This is a genomic window from Aerococcus suis, assembly GCF_900176325.1.
In the GTDB taxonomy this organism is placed as follows: Bacteria; Bacillota; Bacilli; order Lactobacillales; family Aerococcaceae; genus Aerococcus; species Aerococcus suis.
The window spans coordinates 260,144-283,853 of the sequence record NZ_FWXK01000001.1; the positions used below are offsets into that span (position 1 = coordinate 260,144).

Sequence of the window (23,710 nt, forward strand, 5' to 3'; positions counted from 1 at the left end):
GCGCTTCAGATATTTTCATCATTTAATTGGTAAACAGTACGGCTATGAAAGGCCTTTCCTGGATTAATTATCAACTCTTCAGGAACATTTGAAAAATTCATAGCATTCGGTAAAAATTGTGTTTCAATCGCAATCGCTTGATGAGGTTGACGTTCGCGGTCATTAGGATCATTCCCATTCATCGTATAAATAATCACACTAGGAGCAGTCGTATAAATATCAACGGCTAGTTTGTTATCCGGTTGTGATAAAGATAAGGAAGGGGCTTGATTGTCATCTAAGATAAATGGATGATCTAATCCGCCTTTTGCTTTTATCTGCTCATCATCACTATTAATGATATCTGTTAATAAACGTCCGTTTCTTAAATCAAAAATAGAGTTCGTCACATCTTTTCCTTCCTCATTGATAGGAAGACCTGAATCATCGACAGGCATATAGCGAGACGCTTGAATTTGTAATTGATGATTTAAAATGGTTTCATGGTTAGCATTTAAATTAAAGTATACATGGTTGGTTGGATTGACGATGGTTTCCTTATCCGTCTCAACATCGTAATCAATTATCCAAGCATTATTATTTGTTAAACGATGCGTTACCTTAAATGTTACATTGCCAGGATAACCATTACGTCCATCAGGATCTGTCCATTCAAATGTCACAAAGACACTCTCGTCATCTTCTCCAATAGTATAATTCCATTGGTCCAAGTCTATTGAAATCTCACCGCCATGTAGGTGATTTTTTCCTTCATTTTGGTCCAAGTAAACAGTTTCTCCATTTAATGAAAATTGTCCATCAGCAATACGACCAGCTACTCGTCCGACAGTTGCTCCTAAATAATAACTATGTAAATCAAAAACTTCTTTGGCATCTTGATGCCCTTCGACGATATTTACCATTTCCCCTGATGCCAACGGGACATTGAATCCAACTATTCGTGCACCTAAGTCTGTCACTTCGATACTCACTTGATGATCATTTTCTAAAATTATTTTATGATAGGTCATTTCTTGATATTGACCAAATATCGTTTCCTCTATATTCATTCTTTCACCTACTTAAAAAATCTCTTCTTTATTTTACCATACTATGTAACCGTTTCCTACATTCAATATATTAAATCTAATCCTAAAAAAGGAGAATGATGCTACCATCACTCTCCTTATCTTATTTATTTCATTTTTGATAATTCACCAATAATATGTTGATAAGTCTCTATCAATTTTTCTTTATCTTCATCAGACAACTCTGCCTCATTGATATAATTTTCTAAAGCTGCTAATTTTTCCGCATCAGGATACATCGATAAGTTAACAGCAGCTAACACTTCTGGCGCTGTCAAATCCACTCGCATCTGTTCAGGCATTTGTTCCATCAGCTCGTAAAAGGCTTTTTTTGCCTCTTCTGATTCATCCCATAATAAACTTAAGTGGAATAACTCATAAGCTGACATTGTGTCGCCTTTAGATAAATAAAATTGACCTAATAGATAGAAACCTTGCGCTAAACAATGTGGGAAGTAAGCATGTTTCAATCCCGATAAAATCGTTGGATATGACATCCCATATTGCCCCATATTTTGATAAAGTTCAGCCAATTCTAAATAAGCTGGCGCATCATATGGGTTCCACAAAGTCGCCTGTTGATACATTTCAGTGGCCTCACGCCATTCATTACTTGTGACTAAGATTCTAGCATAATCTTTATATAAATTCGCATAATCTCTTTTTGTTGGCTTCAAGATCATTTCACTACCATTTTCCAACCAAGATTCAAATTGATCAATCGGACTATAGATACTTAAATTTTTCTCATACATTCGAGGGCGAATTTCTGAAAAATCTTCTTCCATTTTCCGAATAAATAAGGACGTTTCAAATTGTGCTCGGGTAGGATTATCTTGTGACATTTTCTTCATATTGCTCATAAACTCTTCATCATCTGTCTGTTTAATATCTGTTAAGATGGTTTCAAGACTATCTGCTTTATCAGTATAAGCCTCAACTAAATATTGGTCCAACGCTTTAATAAACGCTTCATCCTCAATATAATCGAAGTTGTCTCGAAGGTTTTGAGCAATGTGTCGTAAATCTGTCTCAAAATCTCCTGTTTTTTGAATAACAATCTGGTTTAACAAGTCCTCTTTTTTCTCACTCATAATTTCCGCTCCTTAAGCGTTAAACGATTTTAACACTAATATAGCTATTTCTATCTTATCTACTCGTTTGCAAAACGACAGCATAACATACCATTGTTTATTTTACCGATATTTATCTGTTTATCAAGTGATTTGACCATTTAACATCGTTAGCTATCGCTTATTTTCTCTACATTGCACCTATTTATTTTACCATAGAAATCATCAATAATTATTAAGAAAGTGCTATTATCATCTCGCCCATTTTGTTATATACTAGATGGGGCTGTGAGCTAATTTATTAACTAAGGAGCCTATGATGATGACAACTGCTCAATTTAATCTTACTCCAAGCTTGTTTCATTTTGCTTATTATGACACATTAAAACAATCCTTAAATGATAAGCCACACTCAATAACTACTGATTTGCCTGATGCTTCATGGCATACTCATGATGAGATAGAATGCATCCTCTACTTGGGAAACTTATGTCACTATAAAATTGATAATCAAACATTCACATTATATAAAGGCGATGTGCTAGTAATCCCTGCCCATACCCCGCATCAAGCGATTTATGAGGAAAAAATTAATCATGCTCGTTACGTCATTCGTCTATCTTCTGAACTATACCAACAGTTTGTATTGTCTAACCCTACATATACCCAAGGCCTTAACGATTTAATCACTAAAGCTAAAATTTATCGATTGAACACTGGCGATTTAGATTACATTCTACAAGAATTCCAATGCATCGTTCCGCTCGTTTCCAAGGCAAATGACATTTATCCATTTGCCATCGCTTATCACTTATTCCAAGCGATGATTCATTTAGTCCAAAGTTCACAATCAAATCGTTTACCTGGCAACTATCACGAAGACCATCACTTTAGTCATATTATCTATTATATTGACCATCATTTTCGTGACCCCAATCTTCAATTACAGCGGATAACGGAAGAATTTGGTCTATCACCCTATTATTTTTCGAAATTGTTTCGCCGTGAAATGAATTTAAATTTCCATGACTATTTAATTCAAAAACGAGCAAATTATGCAGCAAATTTAATGCGGAGTTTCCCGCAACACTCATTATCTCTACAAGAGGTTGCTAGTCAATCTGGATTTGGAGATTATTCAACCTTCTATCGTAGTTTTAAAAAAACATTTACACAATCACCCAAAGACTTTATGCGTTCACTCGCAAAATAAAAAAACTCAATGTGGAATATCACATTGAGTTTTTTATTAATCATCATTTTTCGATTCATCGTCTGCTTGTAACGACAAATCCACGATTTCTTCATCATTATTCGATTGAAAACGATCGTACAAGTCTTGGCGAAACTCCTCAATTGGCGTCACCTTAACAAACGAATCAGGAGTAAAGCGTGGGCGATAATCGGCAGGAAAATCTTCAAATTCTGTCGACGTAAACAAATATTTTTCCATCTGTTCATCTGACATCGTTGAAAAATATGCGAACGGAATCATATCATCTGTTAACCGGCGATTTCGCAACCGTTTGATAAAATGCGGAATATTATTTAAATCGTAATAATAAGCAAAGTACATCTCACTTCGCCGTTTTTCAACTGGTGTTCGACTATATTCAATTAAAATCTTTAATAATGCTTGCTGCTCAAGGATATTACGATGCTCAAAGCCACTATAAGTTGTTCTTAACATATAAGGCGTATCAATATTAACCTCAGCTAACTTGGCATCATCATCATAAATTTTTAAGGTACGATACTGTTCTTCTGTTTCCGAAGCTTTCGAACGTGCAACATAATAATTTTCGACGAAAGATAATTGATTTAATTGACTATACAGTTCTTCTGTCCGCATAGATTACAGTCCCCTCTTTGCTTTTCTTCAGTATACCTTACCTCTTAAGAGTTTGCACTTGATTCATCTGTAGAGACTGTTTTCGTTGATATTTTTTTCTTTGGTTTTTTCAAAATAGGTTTTTGTTTCACATTAAATGTGAAGCCTTCCCCACTAACCTCAGAGACAGTGGAAATATATAGGAAAGCTCTCGTATCGACTTCATGTAAATGGCGTTTCAATGCAATCATATCTGAACGGTTAATAACAGTTATAATCACGACGCGTGGTGTTTTCGTATATCCACCTTTAGCATTATAAATCGTTGTTGCCCGGTGTAAATCATTTAAGATAAAGTCATTAATTGCACTACCATGTTCCGATATAATCGTAACTTGGAATTTTACATTACCCCCAGACATAATTTTATCAACAATCTGAGAGTTTAATAAAATACCGATGCTTGCATACAGACCACGATCAATTCCAAACATCAACATCACAAACATCAGAACAATTAAATCGACAATCATGACAGACATTGCGAATGGAATTGGGGTATACATATTAATAATTTTACCGAGAATATCTGTACCACCAGTTGAAGCTCCGGCATTATACACGGTTCCCATGCCAACAGCCATAATTGTAATTCCTAATATTAGGTTCACAATACTATCTTCAGCTACCGGACCATCAATAGGAATTAATCGTTCATACATTCCATAAAAAATGGAATATAAAAAGATAGATACTAATGTTGTCCCACCAAAGTCTTTCCCAACAAAAATGATTCCTAATGCTAGCAACGTCATGTTAACAATAAATAAAATAACTGAGTAAGGTAGTCCAATAAGTGCATCTAAAACAATTGTAATTCCTGCAGTACCTCCCCCAGCTAATTCGTCAGGTACAATAAAGAAATATAAACCTGTTGTCATTAAAAATGTTCCTAACGCCACAAGTAATAATTGTCTTACATTAATGTTTTTTAAGCTTTCCATTTTCCCACTCCTTTTTCTTGAATTTTGAACACACTTGACTATAGCAAATATACGGTATAGACGCAATCAGTTATTTGAAAAAATCTGGCTTTTTATAAGCTTTCATTACTGTTTTCATGTTTATAATTGAGCAAAGTTAAACCATCTATAATAAAGGAAAATGTATCCGATTCCACCTCGTAGTGAATCTTGAATAGGTAGCCATAATTCGCTATAATTAAGGGACGTAGTGTTAAAAACAAACGACTAACTTTACTTTGGAGGTAATGATATGTCAAAAGATTACGAAGTATTACTTTATTATAAATATGTTCCGATTGAAGATCCTGAACAATTTACGAAAGATGAACTGATGTATTGTAAATCAATTGGTTTACGTGGTCGTATCTTAATTAGTTCAGAAGGAATTAACGGAACCGTTAGTGGTCCTAAAGAAGTCACTAAAAAATATATGGATCATATGCACAGTATGGATAAATTCTCTGACTTATGGTTTAAAATTGATGAAGCAGATGACTACGCACATAAAAAAATGTTCGTTCGTCACCGTGATGAAATCGTGTCATTAAAACTTGAAGATGATGTTGACCCATTAGAAACAACTGGTCATCATCTTGAACCTGAACAATTCCGTGAAGCAATGCAAGATGACGATACCGTCATCATTGATACTCGTAACGACTATGAATATGAACTAGGACATTTCAAAAATGCTATCAATCCAGATATTCATGCTTTCCGCGAATTACCACAATGGTTACAAGATAATAAAGAAAAATTCATGGATAAAAAAGTTCTTGTCTATTGTACTGGTGGTGTTCGTTGCGAAAAACTTTCTGGCTACTTAGTCCGTGAAGGTATCGGTAAAGAAATCGGCCAACTATATGGTGGAATTGAAAACTATAGCCAAAATGAAGAAACAAAAGGCGACTTATGGGAAGGAAAAATGTATGTCTTTGACGAACGGATTTCTGTCCCAATCAATCGCGTAAACCCTACAGTTATTGGTGTTGATCATTTCGATGGTACGCCATGCGAACGTTACATTAATTGTGGTAACCCAGAATGTAACCGTCAAATTTTAGCATCTGAAGAAAACCAAGAAAAATACTTAGGCGGCTGCTGTCACGAATGCCGTGTTCATCCACGTAATCGTTACGTTAAAGCACGTGGTTGGTCTACTGAAGAAGTTAAAGAACGCTTAGCTGCTATCGGTGAAGAATTACCAGATGGCGTTGAAGCATAATAGTTTATAGTAGTAAGTTAGCGGAAGAGGCGTGCCTCTTCCGCTTTTTGCTGCCATTTTTTAATTCTTCCTTTGTTTCATAGTTCACTATGCTATAATACACTCTAAGTTCTTACGCTAAACGATTAAAGATTAAAGATTGGAGTGTCATTTGTGTCACGTCAAACAATTAAACAATCAAAACGGATTGTCGTCAAAATTGGAACCAACTCCCTTCTTGATGACAATAACCAATTAAATTATCGACGAATTGATCGCCTAGCCTATGTTTTAAGTACGCTAGTGCAATATAAAAAAGAAGTGATTCTCGTCACTTCGGGAGCTATCGGAGTTGGATGTGCCCAATTAAATATTGCTGAACGCCCTGTTGCAATTCCTAAACAACAAGCCATCGCTTCAGTTGGACAGGTCGCTTTGATGACAGTTTACGATCGGTTCTTTGGTTACTACAATCAACCTGTTGGTCAAGTCCTATTAACAAAAGACATTATTGATTTCCCTGAAAGTTATATTAACTATCAGAATAGTATGAATGCCTTACTAAATAATCAAATTATTCCAATTATTAATGAAAATGACGCCGTAGCAGTTGAAGAAATGGACCACCATACTCGCTTTGGAGATAATGATACTTTATCCGGAATGGTTGCACGAACAACAGCGGCTGACTTACTTATTTTATTAACCGATGTTGATGGTTTTTATTCAGGGAATCCTCAATCAGATGCTTCGGCCAAACGTTTCAAAGTTCTGTATGAAGTAACTGACGAATTAATGGAAATGGCTGGAGATAAAGGATCAACCTTTAGTACTGGGGGTATGCAAACCAAATTAAGAGCGGCTAAGCAATTACTTATTGATCAAATCTCAACCGCTATTATGAGTTCACATGACCCTAGTGATATTTTCTCTTTATTAGATGGATATGATATTGGAACTGTATTTATTCCAGAAACGAAGGAGGACTAATAATGATTAATGAAAAATCTCTCATTACCTTAGCTAAAAATGCTAAGAAGACAGCCCATCATTTAGCACAATTAACGACTACAGAAAAAAATATGGCGTTACGTACCATGGCAAAACATCTTAGATCAGCAGCAGCCGATATTTTAGCTGTTAATGCTAAAGATATCAGTGAAGCTAAGCAAAATGGGCGCTCAGATAGCTTTATAGAACGTCTGACTTTAACACCAGAACGTGTCGAAGCGATGGCAAATGGTCTCGAACAAGTGGCTACTTTACCAGATATTATTGGCCAAACGGATTCTCAATGGTTAACTGACACCGACTTACAAATCAGTAAAGTTCGAGTGCCTTTAGGCGTTATCGGTATCATCTACGAATCTCGTCCTAATGTCACAACTGATGCCTCAGCCTTAGCTTTCAAATCAGGGAATGCGGTTATTCTTCGTGGTGGCAAAGAAACGATTCATAGCAATACAGAAATTGTTCAAGTGTTACAAGCAGCCCTTAAAGAAGTGAACTTGCCAATAACAGCAATTAACTATATTGATAATCCAGACCGTGAGCTTGCAAAACAGTTCATGCATTTGAATGAATATGTTGATTGTTTAATCCCTCGTGGTAGTGCTGGCTTAATTCAAAACGTGATTCAACAAGCAACAATTCCAACTATAGAGACTGGAACCGGTAATAATCATTTGTATATTCATAAAGATGCTGATATCGAAAAAGCATTAGCCATCTTAGAAAATGCTAAAACACAACGCGTATCTGTCTGCAATGCCATTGAAACTTTATTGGTCGATAAAGAGATTGCTGAGGAATTTCTCTCTCTAGCAGCCTCACTACTCGCAAAATATCATGTTAAAATTCATGCTGACAATATCGCAAGCAACTATTTTCAAAATAGCATCGCTATTACTCCTGACGATGATGCGACGGAATATTTAGATTATGAATTAGCGATTCGGGTTGTTGAAGACGTCAACACTGCTATTGAACACATTATGACCTATTCTACACATCATACGGAAACAATTGTTACCGAAAATTATTCTACCGCTCGTTTATTTACCCAAGCTATCGATTCAGCTGTCGTTATGGTTAATGCCTCATCTCGCTTTTCTGATGGTGAACAATTTGGTTTTGGTGGCGAAATTGGGATTAGTACTCAAAAATTACACGCACGTGGTCCAATGGGATTAGCCGCGTTAACTTCTTATAAATACATCGTTTTAGGTGATGGACAAACTCGTGATTAGATGACTTCATTAAAAAAGGTCGTTGGCTATGCCAGCGACCTTTTTCGATATTAATTACTTTTTATTTAATAGCTTTAGATTCTTTTTTGTCTTCTGAACCATTATAAATAGCCCCAATGACATTCGCATTAACAGCATCTAGTCGTTCTTTAGCTTGATAAATACTATTTTTTTCAGTAACTCCTTCACGAATCGTAATGATGATACCATCTACTTTAGTAGCCATCACTTGAGCATCATCACCTGTTAATAATGCAGAGGAATCAAAAATAACTGTATCAAAAACATCATTGAATTCTTCAATAAGAGCTTCCATTCGTTTAGAATCTAATAATTCTGAAGGATTAGGAGGCATTGGCCCAGCTGATAATACATAAAGATTAGCGTCTTTAACTTTGATAATAGCATCCATAATAGTCAAACTATCATCTGTCAATAATGTCGTTAACCCTGGATGATGTTCGTTTAAATTAAATGTTTTATAAATAGAAGGTTTACGCAAATTGGTATCAACTAACAAAACCCGTTTCCCTTGTTCAGCCATTACCGCAGCTAAATTGGCTGCCATTGTCGATTTTCCTTCTGAATCATCGGCTGAAGTCACCAACAACGTTTGAATTTTTTTATCTGCAGCAGAAAATTGAATATTTTCCTTTATAGATCGAAATTGTTCCGCAACCGTATCACTTGGTCGTGTCACTGTTACTAAGCTTGCCCCTAATTGCTGTTCTTGATTATCTTTATCACTTTTTTTTCGCTTATTTGTTTTAAACACCATTACAATCCTCCTTATTAAACTCGACGACGACGATTAACAGTTTCTCCAGACAATGTTTTTTTGAAGCGCGTGTCTTTAACATCATCGCGTGACATCTGTGAAACAGCTCCTAATGGTGTCCAACCGATTTCTTTAATAATCTCTTGAGAATGGATTGTCCGATCAAAAACTGAATGTAATAACACCCAAAGAAAACCAACTAGAGCCCCTATTACTGTCCCAACTACTAAATTTACCGCAATATGTGGAGATGAAGGCGTTTCGTTTGGTTTTGCTTCAGTTACCACTGATACTTTTTGGACATGTAAGATATCTGTTGCTTGATTAGAAAACTGATTGACAACTGCATTAGCAATATCTGCTGCTTGGTAAGGAGAATTATCTTCAACATTAATTGATAAAATTAATGAATCCGATTCATTATCAATTGTAATCTTATCCGCCAGTTCGTCCACAGATTGATTTAAATCTAAGTCATTAATGACTGGATCTAACACTGCAGGTTTTTTAATCAATGATTGATAGGTATTTAATAAAATTTCATTTCCTTCTGACGTTAATTGTTGACTATTTTCAACAGAATCTTGTTCTCTATTTACTACAATATCTGCAGTTGATGAGTAAGTCGGTTTAATCAGTACAAAAGTAATTAACGCCGATAAAACTAACCCAATAATCGTTGTCAATATTATTTTCCCACTATTATCTTTTATTGCTCTACTGATATTGGTTGATGATCTTTTTTGTTTACTTTTCATATTTCCTCCTAAAGCATTAGCTACTCACACATTTTACCACAAAATATTAGGAAACTATGATGATTCAAATTAAGAATCTTGAAGGTTACGGTGAACATATTCAACCAAACGTTTTCTTAGTTCACTATTATTAGTTCCTGATATATCTAAACGATTAATAAATGATAAAATATTTTCTAATGGCATATTTTGAATACGACCAACAAAAATTTTATCATCAACTTTCTCCCCAATCGTTTCATCGGTTAATAACAATTCTTCATAAAGTTTTTCACCTGGACGAATTCCCATTTCTTTAATCTCAATTTCATCTTCAGTAAATCCACTTAATTTAATCATTTTTTTAGCTAAATCTACAATATAAACTTCTTCTCCCATATCTAAAATAAAGATTTCGCCACCTTTGGCATAAGCTCCAGCTTGAATAACTAAACGACTAGCTTCTGGAATCGTCATAAAGAAACGTCGCATATTAAAATCCGTCACTGTCACTGGCCCGCCAGCTTGAATTTGGCGTTTAAATAGTGGAATAACTGAGCCGCGACTCCCTAAAACATTACCAAAACGAACAGCAGTAAAAATCGTATGACCTTCTTCATTCAGTCCCGTAACAATCATCTCAGCAATTCGTTTGGTAGCCCCCATAACACCAGAAGGATTATTTGCCTTATCTGTTGATAACATAACAAATACACCAACATTAGCTTTTTTAGCTGCCATAGCCACATTTAAAGTACCAAACACATTATTTTTTACTGCTTCAGTGGGATTTGCTTCCATTAATGGAACATGCTTATGCGCCGCTGCATGATAAACAATATCTGGTTGATATTTTAGCATTAATGTTTCAATATATTCTTTATTTTGCACATCAGCAATGACAGGAATAATCTCAGTATGTTGCAAATTTAAATTCCGCAACTCTTGATAAATAAGATAGATTGAATTCTCACCATGTCCCAATAAATAAAGATACCTTGGAGAAAATTTAATAATCTGACGGCATATCTCAGAACCAATAGAACCTCCAGCTCCCGTCACTAATACGCTCTGGTCGCTAATTTGATTTAATGCTTTCTCATCATCTAATTCAACTTCCTCTCGACCTAATAAATCAGCAATATCGATTTCATGTGAGATTTGTTTTGAATTAAATGAATAATTTTCAGTAAATATCCCTTCACCTGGTGACATTTGCGTCATTTTTATTCCCATTGAATGACCAAAATCTAATATCCATTCCATTTTATCAATCGATAAAAACGGTGCTATAAAGAAAAAGCCTAACATAATATGAACGATAAAATAAATACTTGGTATCCCTATCATTGTTTGAACGGGCAAACTAATAGAATCGTTTAACAAGAGGTAAACCATCGGGATTCCAATAACCATACTTACTAAATCAGCTAATATAATAGCTTCCCATTTGAAATGTTTTGAAATTTTCACTACCTTCCTCCATCATTCTAAAATAACCGCCACCGTTTTTGGCGTTTTTTCTCTACGTGAAAATCAGTAATTAAGGGATCGCCATTGATTAAACTTTTGGCATTTTGTTTTAAATCAAAAACCGTCGTTTCCCCGTATTTTTTTTCAACCTTTTTCAAAGCTTCGGTCATTAAATACCTCTGGTTTCCTTCAGGCCGATGCGCATCAGAAGCTATTAAATGCACAAGCCCTTGATCTAGCATCTGCTCAGCAGCATGCTGTACTTCTTCCCCAAATTTACCGAGATAACTCGCTGCTGTTAACTGTCCATAACAGCCACGTTTAATATATTCTGCTAATAATGACGGATTTTTCATTAATATTTCATGACGCTCGGGGTGAACAATGACTGGTTGAATATCGTTTACTCGCAAATCAAAAAGCAACTGATCAAAATAAATAGGAATACTATCAGAAGGAAGTTCAAGTAGTAAATATGTTTGATTTAAATCAGCAAATAAAATCTCGCCTTTTTTTATATGATCTAATAAATCGATATGAACGCGTACTTCTTGTGACGGAAAAAGAATGACATTAATTCCTCTTCTATCAAGTTCCTCTTGTACAATAGCCACTTGTTGTTCGATGTCACTTGCATAGTTTAAGTATCTACCATCATAATGATGGGGAGTTGCTAAGATATGGGTAATTCCATCACTTTTTGCTTGATTAACCATATCTATGGTCATCTCTAAACTTTCTGATCCATCATCAATTTCTGGTAATATATGGCAATGACTATCAATCATTGACTCTCACCTCCCCCAATTTAAGGTAAGAACAGCTAGCAGATTAGTTTTTACTACGATCTTCTACTTTCACCAATTCTCTTTGAGCGTTATAGTAAAATTTTAAATCAAATAATCCTTCTTGTTCTAAAATTGCAGTAATAAATAAACGATCGCCTTCCCATAACTCCAAATCTAATACTCGTGATTTAGGAATCCAGTGCATTTCGCCTTCGTCATTCGGTCTAACTTCTCGGTTTGCAATCGTTCCCGTATAAACAATAATTAAAATTGGTTCAGATTGAGTATAATGAAAAGTGACAAATCCTTGAAATTGCGCATTTTTTAATGGCTGTCCAGTTTCTTCATATACTTCGCGTGCTGCACATTCCAAAGGGGATTCACCAAATTCAAATTTTCCACCCACACCTAACCATTTATCATGATTAATATCTTGAGATTTTTTATTTCTCAAAAGCATTAACCAATCTTCTTGATCTTCTAAATAAATTAATGTGGTTAATTTCAAATAAGTTCACCTAGATTCTCGCTTTAACGGCTGTTGCCATCCCGATACAACCTTTTCCACCATGTACACCAATCACTGGTGTTAAATAACGCATCCAAGAAGACACATCTGAATAATCAGCGAGTATCTGGTCACGAATTTTAATTGTCTCTTCTTCAGCATCTCCATGGGCAAAGAGAATAAGCGACTGATCTTCACCATATTTTGCAATATGGTCATCAGCAATTTTCTTATATGCCCGTTGTACTTTTTTCAAGGAACGGACTTTATCATAAATCCCTAATCCACCATCTTGTTTAAAATATAAAATAGGCCATACTTTAAGCATTGTACCAATAAATGCTTGTCTATTATTCAAGCGTCCACCTTTAACAAGATTATTTAAGTCTTTAATCGCTACATAAATGGTCGAATGATCGATAATCCAGCGACTTTCTGCAGCAATATCTTCTGCTGACATACCTGCCTCAATCATTCTTAAGGCTTCTAAAACAACATGTTCGGTATAAATAGAAACTCCTTTTGAATCGATAGGAAAAATTGATAGTTTTTCATCATATTCACTAGCTGCTAATACTGCCGTTTGATAGGTTCCACTTAATTGACTGGACATCAAAAACATAAACACAGTATCAAAATCAGCTTCAATAATTTGATCAAAAATTTTCATATATTCGCCAAGTTCAGGCTGAGAAGTCGTTGGTAACTCATCACTCTCAACTAATTTTTTATAGAATTTCTTGGTAGGTTCTGGCTCATTAGTATCCGTAATGATTTCTCCATCTTTAAAATTAATTGTTAAATCGACCTGAAAAATGTTAGGTTGCTCGAGTAAAGCGGGATCGATTCCTGCTGTACTATCGACAACAATTGCTGAACGCATATATAACATCCTTTCTCTTTATTTTTTTCACTACTAATCTTTTGATAACTATTATTTTTATTAGTAGTTACGAATGCTATAACGCATTACTTTAATTACTATTAAGTTTATCATAATTTTCCTATTTTGGGATGACTTCCTACTATTTAATTTGAAGTCTTCTCATCAAAAAAGTCAAGTCTTCACTTGGCTTCTTCTAATATATTTAAAATTATTATTTATTTTTGCTTAGTCATGAATAATCCGACTATTAATCCAATGATAGCTGGTAAAATCCAACCAAATCCATAGGTAAAAAATGGGAAAATTGTCTCTCCAACAGCGACCCAACCATTACCACCTAGCCATGAATAGACCGGTTCAGGTAGTGATTTAACAAAATCAAATATTGCTGGAACGAAAGTAAATATTGTCACCCATTTATATAACCGTTTATCTTTGATGTAACTATCAAATAATGCTAATAAAATAAGCACAATCGCTAGTGGATATAATAGCATGAGGACAGGTTGTGAATAAGCGATAATATTATTTAATCCAATGTTTGCGGCCAAAAAGGCAATAACCGTTGAAACGATTGTCCATGTTTTTACCGAAATTTTATGTTGACTAAGAGATTCAAACGTTTCTGCACAAGCAACTATTAAACCAACTGCTGTTTTTAAACATGCAATAAACATAATGATAGCTAACAATACTGTTCCGAATGCTCCAAAGTAATGCGTCGTAATTTGTGAGATAGCAATACCACCATTTTCAGCAATAGCAAAGCCACCTCGACTTTGAGCACCTAATAAAGTTAGACAGAAGTAAATCAACGCCATCGCTAATAAAGCAAATAGCCCACTTTTAACAGTTTCCATACCAATACGTTTTGGTTCATCAACCCCTAATTGCCGTACGGATTGGACCACAATAATACCAAACGCTAGACTGGCTAACGCATCCATCGTATCGTATCCGGCTAACAACCCACCAAAAATTGGAGCACTAGCATATTCCCCAGTTGGTGTCACATCTTTAACCGCGGACAAAGGAGAGATAAATGCTACTATGAAAATGATAGCTAACATAATGAGAAAAGCAGGATTTAAATATTTGCCCACATAATCTAAAATTTTCCCAGGTTTTAGCGCAAGAATTAAGGCTAAGCCAAAAAAGATAAAGGAATAAATCCATAATCCAAAACCTAAATGTGTCTCACTCATAAAGTTAGCTAATCCAACTTCAAACGATACACTAGCTGTTCTGGGAATTGCAAAAAATGGACCAATTGTTAGATATAATGCTAGTGTAAAGAAATAGCTATAGCCTTTTGAAACATGGCGACTCATATCTTGTACACCATCACTATGAGAGACACCCATAGCTGCGACTCCAAGTAATGGTAATCCAATAGCGGTTAACACAAACCCTAATCCTGCCAACCACATATTGGCACCTGCCATTTGCCCCATCGATACCGGGAAAATAATGTTACCGGCACCAAAAAATAGCCCAAATAATGTGGAGGCTACTAGAAATAATTCGCTGACGGTTAACTGTTGTTTTTTCATAGTCATCCTCTTTTCCTTTTTATCCGAATTTTCTGAACAATTAGAAAATCATTAAATTGTTATATAATTTATCATACTTTTCTTAAAATCGCTACTCGATTGGCTATTTTTTTTAAATATGATATAATTGACGCAAATTTTAGTAGGAGGTTCTATTATGCGTATTGCAATCGTGGGACTCGGGCTGACAGGAAGTGGCGCTCTACATCGTCTACTTGAAGCCAACCATGACTCCCCTCTCCAAATTGATATTTTCGAATCCAAACGACATCTGGCCCATGGTTTTCCGTATACTCCAGATGCCCACGAAATTTTGATGAACTCCTCACCTCAAGATTTAAGTATCAATCCGGAGAACCCTAATGAATTTATTGAATGGGTAGAAACTCATCATCCAGACATTGCTAAAACTCACCGTTTTATGCCACGACCTATTTATGGTGAATATTTGACTGCTAAAATTAGCCCTGACTTAGACGCTAATAATGTTCAAGTGATCCATAAACAAGTCGTACGCGTATTACCCAAACAATACGAATCCAATATTCCAGCTAGTTATCCTGCAAATGCGCCTTTTCAATATCAAATTGTAACGGATGACGATAATAAATATGGAAAATATGATGCCGTTATTCTAGCCATTGGTCATCCCCCTTACGCTGATCACTATAATTTATTAGGAAACAAAGGATATATTCATAATCCTTATCCAGTCCTAGATAAGTTAACTGATTTAGATCAAAGCAAAAAGGTTGGTATTATTGGCAGTGGGTTATCAAGTATTGATGTGATGCGGTTCTTACAACTACACTATCCAAACGATTGGCAGCAACCCATTACATTTTATATTCGAAACTTGCCTTTTACCGTCGTTCGCAAGCCAAACTTTAATCGGGAAAGTCCTTTCTCATTATCGACAGAATGGATTGCTAATGAAAAACAACACCATAATGGTTACCTCCCTTTAGATCATTTAATAAAACAAATTCAAGATGACTTTAAAGCTGGCGATATCGATTGGCATAAAATGTTAGATCAATATGGTAAAGGAACTGTCGAAGAAATTCGGTACGAAGTTTCACATGATGATATGATGCTGGAAAGATTACAAGGTTATATCGATCGTATGAAGCCATTATTAGCTGAAATCAATGTTTCTCTATCTCGTCAAGATAAAGAAAGACTACAACGTGATTATTTAGACGATTTTGAACATTTCCGGAATCAATTAGCCGAACCAGCAATGAAAGATATTTTATCTTGGTTGGATGAAGGTAAAGCAACGATTGTTTCTGGTTTAACCGACATTTCTGCTACAGAAAGTGGTTTTGATCTCACGGTAAATGGTGAAACTGAGCATGTCGATATTTTAATTAACACAGCTGGTTTTGAAAAACACCCTAAAAAAGCTTTAGCACAAAATCCATTAATCGCTAATTTATATAATGATAATTTAATCACTTTAGATGATGGTGACCGTTTTATTCAAGTCACTTGGCCAACTAGTCAACTATTTAATCAATATTATGGCGTCTTTGATCATCTCTATCTACTAGGTTATTGGATATTTAATACCCAATTTGGTAATAATAATGCCGGAATATCTTATCGTTCTGGGCAAAAAGTTGCTCAACATATTTTAGATACATTAGTCCAATAAAAAAAATGCGGAGAGTAATCTTCCGCATTTTTATTTTGGACTATTTTTATAATAATCACTCTTCTTGGCCTTAAAAAATTGTTAACTAGCCTTTTTACTACTACCATCTTGATAATCAATGTCGATATCAGGTTGTTTATTGGGCACAAAAATATGAAAGGCTAATTTACCATCATCTTCAATAGAATATCCTTCCATAAATACCCCTCGAGCTAGTTTTTCATTTTTTAAAAATAAGGGGGTTATCCGATATCTTACATGAACGTCATGATTTTCAATGTAATTCGCCACATAGTTTTCGAATGGCAACATCCCTTCGACATTAAGGAATCGCGTTCCAGTCATTAAATTTAACACATTATCTTGTTGTCCCGTTAATTGATAACCAATTAAGTGCGAACGATTATATAACCAAGAACCATCAACCAATCCTGTGTACCGTTTTTGTTGCCAGCCTGTGGGTTTCACATGCGATAAACTCTCTCTCTCATCGACTTCACTTGGCATCATATCACGATATAACATCGCATTTGCTTCTCCAACCCGATTTTTATCATCTAACGGAGAATATTCTTCCCATTCACCAACGTCTTCTAAATCTGCATTGGAAAACATCGGGATATTATCATTAATTTCAACATATGCCTCATCTTTAGGAACATCTGGTAATTGCTGATGAATATTACGAGCTTGCTTCTCAACCTCTTCATCCGCTAATGATGGCTTTGGAGTCGTTTTGTTTGGATCTTTTTGTGTCGGCTTATCGGTATAGGGAACGTCATTGGTTTTATCGAAATCAAACGGTAATTTCGCAATAATGTCATCATATGCTTTATTAATCGCTTGTTGATTAGAATATGGCTCGTCCTCTGGATACATATTTGCTAACGTAGATCCAACTGCTATAAATAAAAAGACACCAATTGCCACAATCGTTGCGCTTATTTTTTTCGCTGGATGCGCCTTTTTCTTTGCCATAATAACGTCCCTTTCCATCAAAAAAAGGCTGAAAAATTTTAGCCTTTAGTATTTATTTCTATTTTAGCGTGTCAGACACCATTTGTGAAGCGATTTTCAACTTCAATTCTTAACGATCACCATTAAAAATGCTTGGAACGACCATATAGTCTACTGTTCGAATGGCTTTTAAATCCTTACCGCCAGCATACGAAATACTACTTTGTAAATCTTCTTTCATTTCATTTAAGGTATCAAAAACACTGCCTCGACTTTCAATTAGCATTTTTTTACCTTCAACATTTTTATGGATGCCTTTTTGATATTCACTAGCAGAACCAAAGTATTCTTTAAATGTGACACCGTCTTCATCGACTTGTTCACCAGGCGATTCTTCATGGGCTGCAAGTAATGATCCAATCATTACCATAGAAGCCCCAAAGCGAATACTTTTTGCGATATCGCCATTAGTACGAATACCACCGTCTGCAATAATTGGTTTTCTAGCTGCTTTGGCACATAAACGAATCGCATCTAATTGCCAACCCGCTGTTCCAAATCCTGTTTTAATTTTAGTAATGCATACCCGGCCAGGTCCTACGCCAACTTTAGTGGCATCTGCTCCAGCATTTTCTAAATCACGAACGGCTTCTGGAGTTGCGATATTACCAGCAATAACAAAAGTTTCAGGGAGAGCTTCTTTAATATATTTAATCATTTGAATCACGGATTCTGCATGTCCGTGTGCAATATCAATCGTAATATACTCTACTTTTTCTCCGCTTGCTTTTAGTTCATCAATAAAATCATATTCTTCTGGTTTTACACCAACAGAAATAGAAGCATATAAGCCTCGTTGATTCATATCCTTCACAAAATCAAGTCGTTTTTCTGGATTAAAACGATGCATAATGTAGAAGTAGCCATTTTCAGCTAATTGAATCGCTAATGCTTCATTTAGCACAGTCTGCATATTCGCAGGAACAACAGGAATATTGAACTCACGGGGTCCAAATTTAATGGTCGTGTCACATTCACTCCGACTATTAACGACACATTTTGCTGGAATTAATTGGACTTGTTCATAATCAAACGTTTGCACTGACAACTCGCCTTTCTGTAATTCAAACTTATTTGTAAAAAACACCAAGCTCTATTCTAAGGTGTTCGGAATACTTTTGCAATCTTTTTCAATCGTTAATTGTATGCATTTATTCTTTCTTATAATGAGGATTTTCAAGTAAGACAGCAATGCCTTGGCCACCACCAATACAAGCACTTGCTACAGCATAACGTTTATTTGGATATTTTTTAAACTCATACAGAACAGAAGTAATGATTCTAGCACCTGTCATTCCCAATGGATGACCTATCGCAATTGCTCCGCCATTAGGATTGAAGCGTTCATGATAATATTTTGAGTCTGTTGAAATCCCTAATTCTCTAAGACAACCTAAAACTTGACCCGCAAACGCTTCATTAATTTCTAAAACATCTAAATCTTCGAGAGAAAGGTTCGTTTTATTAAGAACTGATTGAATCGCTTGAACGGGGCCTAATCCCATCGTTCGAGGGTCACATCCCGTAATCGCATATGCTTTTAAAATACCTAGTGGTGTTAATTGATGCTTCATCGCGTAATCTTGTGTCGTCATGACTTCAAAGGCAGCTCCATCATTGAAACCTGATGCATTTCCAGGAGTCACGGAGCCTTTACCATCAAAACGGAAAGCCGGTTTTAAATGCTGCAATTTTTCCATAGTAATTTGTGGTCTTGGATGTTCATCTTTATCAACAATTGTTTGGCGTCCTTTTCTATCTGTAATCGTTACTGGCGTGATTTCTTCTGCCATTCGACCGGATTGTTGAGCAATCGCCATTTTTTGTTGGCTCGTATAAGCAAATTCATCCTGTTCTTCACGGGTAATATGAAACTTAGAAACGATATTTTCCGCAGTTAGTCCCATATTTAATAAATCATCATTCTTTTGTCCAGAAGCACTGTGTAATCCAGCAGCATTCGCATCAATTAAATTTAAATCGCGAGGACTAAGTCCTTCATACCGAGCAGACTCCGGTAAATAAAACGGCGCTCGCGACATTGATTCCATTCCACCAGCTACGACGACATCAGCATCTCCTAAAAGTAAGGATTGTGCACCTGAAATAGCTGACTGCATTCCTGAACCACAAATGCGATTAATAGTCATTCCTGTTGTCGAATTTGGGAATCCAGCATCAATACCAATCACCCGACCTAAGTTATTACTCGTTTGACTGCCAATAACGTTACCGACAATAATCTCATCAACGACTTCTTTATCGAGACCACTTCTTTGCATGGCTGCCTCGATAGCGGTAATCCCTAATTGTTCCACAGGGACTGTTTTCAAACTTCCTAGGTAAGTACCTACAGGCGTTCTAGCAGCTCCAACAAAAACAATCTGATTTTCTTGCATACTTAATCTCCTCTTCTTTTATTACTCGCTTATTAAGTATAACTAAAAAGATAATTTAGAACTAGATTTTCCCCTTTTCTTTACTAATTATTAAGCGGTTAGCTCGCTTACAGAATCAAAAAAGAGGATTGATCATCTTATCAATCCTCTTAGTTAAAATTAATTATTGATTTCTAAGTTTTCTCTTAACGCTTGAGAAACATTATTGATTTGTTCATCACTAACAAAGTTTAAAGATGCCCCACTAACACCCGTACCGGCTTGACCAGCTAAATCTAGAGCCTCGACATCATCGCTACTTAAACGATAATGTAAGCCTAATTGAACCATCTCATCACCAGTAATATTCGTATTGACATAATTTTGAACCGTATCAAATAAAGTTCCTGCTTGCATGATAGCAGTTGGTGAACTAAATTTATCTAATATCGCTAATAGTAAAATACGTTGTCGGCGATTGCGTCCAAAGTCTCCTTCAGGGTCATTTTTACGATTTCGAACAAATGCTAAAGCTTGTTCCCCAGTCGTAATTTCAGTCGTTCCTTGTGGAAAATCATAGCCATCTTGACTAAAAGCAAGTGGACTATCGACAGTGACTCCTCCAAGACTATCAACCACTCCAATTAGTCCTTCCATATCCACAGTGGCGTAATAATCAATTGGGACATTTAATAAATCTTGCACAGCATTAATTGCTCCAGATGTCCCATTATTTGCATAGGCTGAATTAATTTTGGTCTCTGTTCCAGGAAGTGGCGTATCACGTGGAATACTTACCATTTTAGCTTCTTTTGTGTCAGGATTAACGGTTACTAAAATCATGACATCTGAATTTTGTTCTGTTCGTTCTGAATTATGATCGACTCCTAATAATAAAATAGAAACCGGATCTTTATCCTCAATTTTTGCACTATCTCTACGTACTTGTTCCACTTGATTGTTATCAACTGGTTGATAAATAGCCTTTTGAGTTTGATGTACTTTTGAATAACCCCAAACTCCTAAGCCAGCAACAATAATTAATAAGATAACAACAATAATTGGCCAAACACGCCGTTTTTTATGACGATTTTTAGCACGTCGTGAGTTTTCTTCCATTTTTTTCCTCCATCACTATAGTTAAACATTTCCCCAGCTTATCATTTTCTAATAGCCATTTATGATCTGATTTTCACTTGGTTGCTGATATGGCATATTAGGAGGAATTAACGCATTTCCCTCATTATTAGAGAAACCTGGGCCCTCTGTTTGAGGAATTTCTTGAATACCTGATTGTTGATTAACTTCATTTTCTGACGGAGTCTCATTGACTTGGCTGGATGACTGACTAGAATTTTTGCCATTTTTCTGTTCCCATTTCATCAATTGGGAATCTAAATCATCTTTTTTGTAAACTCCAGGCTTAACTGGTAAATCATCACTATCAAGAATAAGATTCCCATTGTTATCTACTATCGGGAAATATTCTTCTGGTGTTTGGTATTCAGCTGGATAAACAATGGCCGAATTGGTTTTACCGAGACCTAAAGACGCACGAATCTGATTACTTAACCGAATACGTTCAGATTCTGGAATATATAAATAATAGCCAAAAGGTAAGTTTAAATCTTGGTAATTATTCGCTGTTTGTTTATCAAGATGTTGTAAAGCATCAAGATAGTTTTGTTGTAAAGTAAACATATCTTCAACTTTAAAATCAGTTTTTATATTATCTTCCAGTTTGTTTAAAATCTCTTTATAATTTGGTACTGATTCAATTGAGGCTACCTTATCTATGACCGCTTCAACAATCTCTTGTTGCCGTTTTTCACGACCTAGATCTCCCTCTGGATCTGACTTACGCATTCGGGCATAATGAATAGCTTCTTCACCGGATAATTTTTTAGTTTCGCCTTCTTTGAAATCAACACCATTTTGAGTAAACGTTAAGCTTGGTGTCACTTCAATACCACCAAGAATATCAATCACATCAATAAATCCTTGCATATTAACGGAGACATAATAATCAATCGGTATATCCAAATACCGTTGCAATGAATCAATCGTCCAATTCAAGTCATGATCCATATACGCATGATTTAATTTATCAAAATCATCGGTTTGCCCTATTGGTCCTAATGCATCTCTAGGAATAGAGGTGACTTGAGCGCTATTGTCTTCAGGATTAATTGTAATAACCATCATGACATCAGTACGGCCATCTTCGACGTCTTCGTAAAAAAGTGCCCCATTATCAATTCCTGTTAATAGAATAGATATCGGTTTCTTATTTTTTAAAACTTTGTCAGCATCACGCAACTTATTGCTACGGTTACCTTCATAAATTTCATGTGCAAAGCCTAATAATTCGCTGCTCACTTTATAGACACCAAAACCGAGTATAAAAAGGACAGGCAGTATTAACAACCATAGCCATCGCTTTTTACCACGGGATGACTTATTTTGTTTTTTTTTTTGACTTTGACGTTCTTTATTACTTGTCGTCATAACTAACCTTCTTTATTTTTAGATACTTCCTCTATTATGACACGATTATAAACGGAAAAGATTAAAATTTTCTTTAAATCCGTTCATATAATGCGTCAAGACTAGCTAATAAGTAAACGACTTATTCTCCTTTTTGTTTAGTGAAAATACGTGGTCCTTCTTTAGTAATCGCCAAGGTATGTTCAAATTGACAACTTAGTCCGCCATCAATCGTACGAGCAGTCCAACCATTATCATCCATTTGTGATTGCCATTTACCAGTATTTACCATGGGTTCAATTGTAATTGTCATACCATCACGCAAGCGTTGTCCACGCCCTTTTTCACCGTAATGTGGAACAGAAGGTCCTTCATGCATGGTTGGTTGAATACCATGACCAACAAATTCACGTACAACAGATAACCCTTCACCTTCTACATATTCTTGGATAGCATGTCCAATATCGCCAATACGATTACCGACGACTGCTTGTTCAATTCCTTTATATAACGCATTTTTAGTTACTTCCATAAGATGATCTAATGTTTCATTAGATTCACCAACAATATAAGACCAGCAAGAATCTGCCATATAGCCGTTTAAAGAAAGTACGGTATCAACACCAATTAAGTCACCTGATTTTAAAATATCTTTACTGGAAGGGAATCCATGACAAATTTCATCATTGACAGATGTACATGTTGCATACTCGAAACCTTCATAACCGATTTGTTCAGGAATTGCCCCTGCATCTCGAATTTCTTTTTCCACAAATTGATCAATATCTGCAGTTGAAATGCCTGGCTTAATAAAGTCACGTAATTTTTCATGAATGCTCGCTAACAATGCACCTGCTTCTGCCATCCCATCTTGTTCACGTTTAGATTTTAAACTAATCATTAACTTAATCATCCCTTCTATAAGAATGTCCCTATTATACTACAGATTTGATTGATTATAAATCGATGCTTTTATTTGCAATTTCCTTACAAAAA

Annotated in this window: 21 protein-coding genes and 1 pseudogene; 5 read left to right on the top strand and 17 right to left on the bottom strand. The window is 35.6% G+C overall.

The window, feature by feature from the left end:
- Nucleotides 1-5 precede the first annotated feature (5 nt).
- Nucleotides 6-1,049: an aldose epimerase family protein gene (locus B8955_RS01240; RefSeq protein ID WP_084097858.1), complete on the bottom strand. Its 1,044-nt coding sequence runs from the start codon at nucleotides 1,047-1,049 to the stop codon at nucleotides 6-8.
- 125 nt (nucleotides 1,050-1,174) lie between these two features.
- On the bottom strand, nucleotides 1,175-2,161 hold the full coding sequence (locus B8955_RS01245; protein WP_084097859.1) for a tetratricopeptide repeat protein: 987 nt from the start codon (nucleotides 2,159-2,161) through the stop codon (nucleotides 1,175-1,177).
- A gap of 301 nt (nucleotides 2,162-2,462) precedes the next feature.
- Between B8955_RS01245 and B8955_RS01250 the strand changes: the two genes are divergently transcribed.
- The gene (locus tag B8955_RS01250) at nucleotides 2,463-3,353 is read left to right on the top strand and encodes an AraC family transcriptional regulator (protein ID WP_159444407.1); all 891 of its coding nucleotides are present in this window, start codon (nucleotides 2,463-2,465) and stop codon (nucleotides 3,351-3,353) included.
- Nucleotides 3,354-3,389: 36 nt separating this feature from the next.
- Here the strand turns inward: B8955_RS01250 and B8955_RS01255 are convergent, their stop codons facing one another.
- Nucleotides 3,390-3,992 carry a hypothetical protein gene (locus tag B8955_RS01255; protein WP_084097861.1) on the bottom strand — a complete coding sequence of 201 codons (603 nt, stop codon included), beginning with the start codon at nucleotides 3,990-3,992 and terminating at the stop codon, nucleotides 3,390-3,392.
- A gap of 44 nt (nucleotides 3,993-4,036) precedes the next feature.
- The gene (locus B8955_RS01260; RefSeq protein WP_084097862.1) at nucleotides 4,037-4,975 is read right to left on the bottom strand and encodes a YitT family protein; all 939 of its coding nucleotides are present in this window, start codon (nucleotides 4,973-4,975) and stop codon (nucleotides 4,037-4,039) included.
- 271 nt (nucleotides 4,976-5,246) lie between these two features.
- Between B8955_RS01260 and trhO the strand changes: the two genes are divergently transcribed.
- The 3 genes from trhO to B8955_RS01275 all read left to right on the top strand — a co-directional run bounded on the left by trhO (nucleotide 5,247) and on the right by B8955_RS01275 (nucleotide 8,449).
- Nucleotides 5,247-6,221 carry an oxygen-dependent tRNA uridine(34) hydroxylase TrhO gene (trhO, locus tag B8955_RS01265; protein WP_084097863.1) on the top strand — a complete coding sequence of 325 codons (975 nt, stop codon included), beginning with the start codon at nucleotides 5,247-5,249 and terminating at the stop codon, nucleotides 6,219-6,221.
- 153 nt (nucleotides 6,222-6,374) lie between these two features.
- Nucleotides 6,375-7,190, top strand: a complete 816-nt coding sequence (proB, locus tag B8955_RS01270) for a glutamate 5-kinase (protein ID WP_084097864.1) — start codon at nucleotides 6,375-6,377, stop codon at nucleotides 7,188-7,190.
- Nucleotides 7,191-7,192: 2 nt separating this feature from the next.
- Complete coding sequence (locus tag B8955_RS01275; protein ID WP_084097865.1) at nucleotides 7,193-8,449, top strand: glutamate-5-semialdehyde dehydrogenase; 1,257 nt, start codon at nucleotides 7,193-7,195, stop codon at nucleotides 8,447-8,449.
- 61 nt (nucleotides 8,450-8,510) lie between these two features.
- On the opposite strand, the gene B8955_RS01280 is transcribed toward B8955_RS01275, so the two are convergent.
- The 7 genes and pseudogenes from B8955_RS01280 to brnQ form a co-directional block, all read right to left on the bottom strand.
- The gene (locus B8955_RS01280) at nucleotides 8,511-9,227 is read right to left on the bottom strand and encodes a CpsD/CapB family tyrosine-protein kinase (protein WP_084097866.1); all 717 of its coding nucleotides are present in this window, start codon (nucleotides 9,225-9,227) and stop codon (nucleotides 8,511-8,513) included.
- Between the two features lie 14 nt (nucleotides 9,228-9,241).
- Nucleotides 9,242-9,985 (bottom strand): YveK family protein, encoded by a 744-nt coding sequence (locus B8955_RS01285; protein ID WP_084097867.1) that lies wholly within the window; start codon nucleotides 9,983-9,985, stop codon nucleotides 9,242-9,244.
- A gap of 69 nt (nucleotides 9,986-10,054) precedes the next feature.
- A pseudogene (locus B8955_RS01290) lies at nucleotides 10,055-11,251 on the bottom strand (UDP-N-acetylglucosamine 4,6-dehydratase family protein); the annotation flags it as partial.
- A 203-nt stretch (nucleotides 11,252-11,454) separates the two neighbouring features.
- Nucleotides 11,455-12,225, bottom strand: a complete 771-nt coding sequence (locus tag B8955_RS01295) for a tyrosine-protein phosphatase (protein ID WP_084097868.1) — start codon at nucleotides 12,223-12,225, stop codon at nucleotides 11,455-11,457.
- A gap of 43 nt (nucleotides 12,226-12,268) precedes the next feature.
- Nucleotides 12,269-12,733, bottom strand: coding sequence for an NUDIX hydrolase (locus B8955_RS01300; RefSeq protein ID WP_084097869.1), 465 nt, complete (start codon nucleotides 12,731-12,733; stop codon nucleotides 12,269-12,271).
- 10 nt (nucleotides 12,734-12,743) lie between these two features.
- The gene (locus tag B8955_RS01305) at nucleotides 12,744-13,616 is read right to left on the bottom strand and encodes a DegV family protein (protein ID WP_159444408.1); all 873 of its coding nucleotides are present in this window, start codon (nucleotides 13,614-13,616) and stop codon (nucleotides 12,744-12,746) included.
- Nucleotides 13,617-13,834: 218 nt separating this feature from the next.
- Entirely contained in the window at nucleotides 13,835-15,172 is a 1,338-nt protein-coding gene (brnQ, locus tag B8955_RS01310; RefSeq protein ID WP_084097871.1) for a branched-chain amino acid transport system II carrier protein, read from the bottom strand.
- 157 nt (nucleotides 15,173-15,329) lie between these two features.
- Between brnQ and B8955_RS01315 the strand changes: the two genes are divergently transcribed.
- Complete coding sequence (locus B8955_RS01315; protein ID WP_084097872.1) at nucleotides 15,330-16,832, top strand: FAD/NAD(P)-binding protein; 1,503 nt, start codon at nucleotides 15,330-15,332, stop codon at nucleotides 16,830-16,832.
- 81 nt (nucleotides 16,833-16,913) lie between these two features.
- Here B8955_RS01315 and B8955_RS01320 read toward each other — a convergent pair whose 3' ends face one another.
- From B8955_RS01320 to map, 6 genes are all read right to left on the bottom strand, one after another.
- Entirely contained in the window at nucleotides 16,914-17,810 is an 897-nt protein-coding gene (locus tag B8955_RS01320) for a DNA/RNA non-specific endonuclease (protein WP_234983493.1), read from the bottom strand.
- Nucleotides 17,811-17,919: 109 nt separating this feature from the next.
- On the bottom strand, nucleotides 17,920-18,891 hold the full coding sequence (locus B8955_RS01325) for a GMP reductase (RefSeq protein ID WP_084097874.1): 972 nt from the start codon (nucleotides 18,889-18,891) through the stop codon (nucleotides 17,920-17,922).
- 109 nt (nucleotides 18,892-19,000) lie between these two features.
- On the bottom strand, nucleotides 19,001-20,248 hold the full coding sequence (locus B8955_RS01330) for a thiolase family protein (RefSeq protein WP_084097875.1): 1,248 nt from the start codon (nucleotides 20,246-20,248) through the stop codon (nucleotides 19,001-19,003).
- A gap of 159 nt (nucleotides 20,249-20,407) precedes the next feature.
- The gene (locus tag B8955_RS01335; protein ID WP_084097876.1) at nucleotides 20,408-21,346 is read right to left on the bottom strand and encodes an LCP family protein; all 939 of its coding nucleotides are present in this window, start codon (nucleotides 21,344-21,346) and stop codon (nucleotides 20,408-20,410) included.
- A gap of 48 nt (nucleotides 21,347-21,394) precedes the next feature.
- Complete coding sequence (locus B8955_RS01340) at nucleotides 21,395-22,735, bottom strand: LCP family glycopolymer transferase (protein WP_084097877.1); 1,341 nt, start codon at nucleotides 22,733-22,735, stop codon at nucleotides 21,395-21,397.
- Between the two features lie 121 nt (nucleotides 22,736-22,856).
- Nucleotides 22,857-23,615 (bottom strand): type I methionyl aminopeptidase, encoded by a 759-nt coding sequence (gene map / locus B8955_RS01345; RefSeq protein WP_084097878.1) that lies wholly within the window; start codon nucleotides 23,613-23,615, stop codon nucleotides 22,857-22,859.
- Between the last annotated feature and the right edge of the window lie 95 nt (nucleotides 23,616-23,710).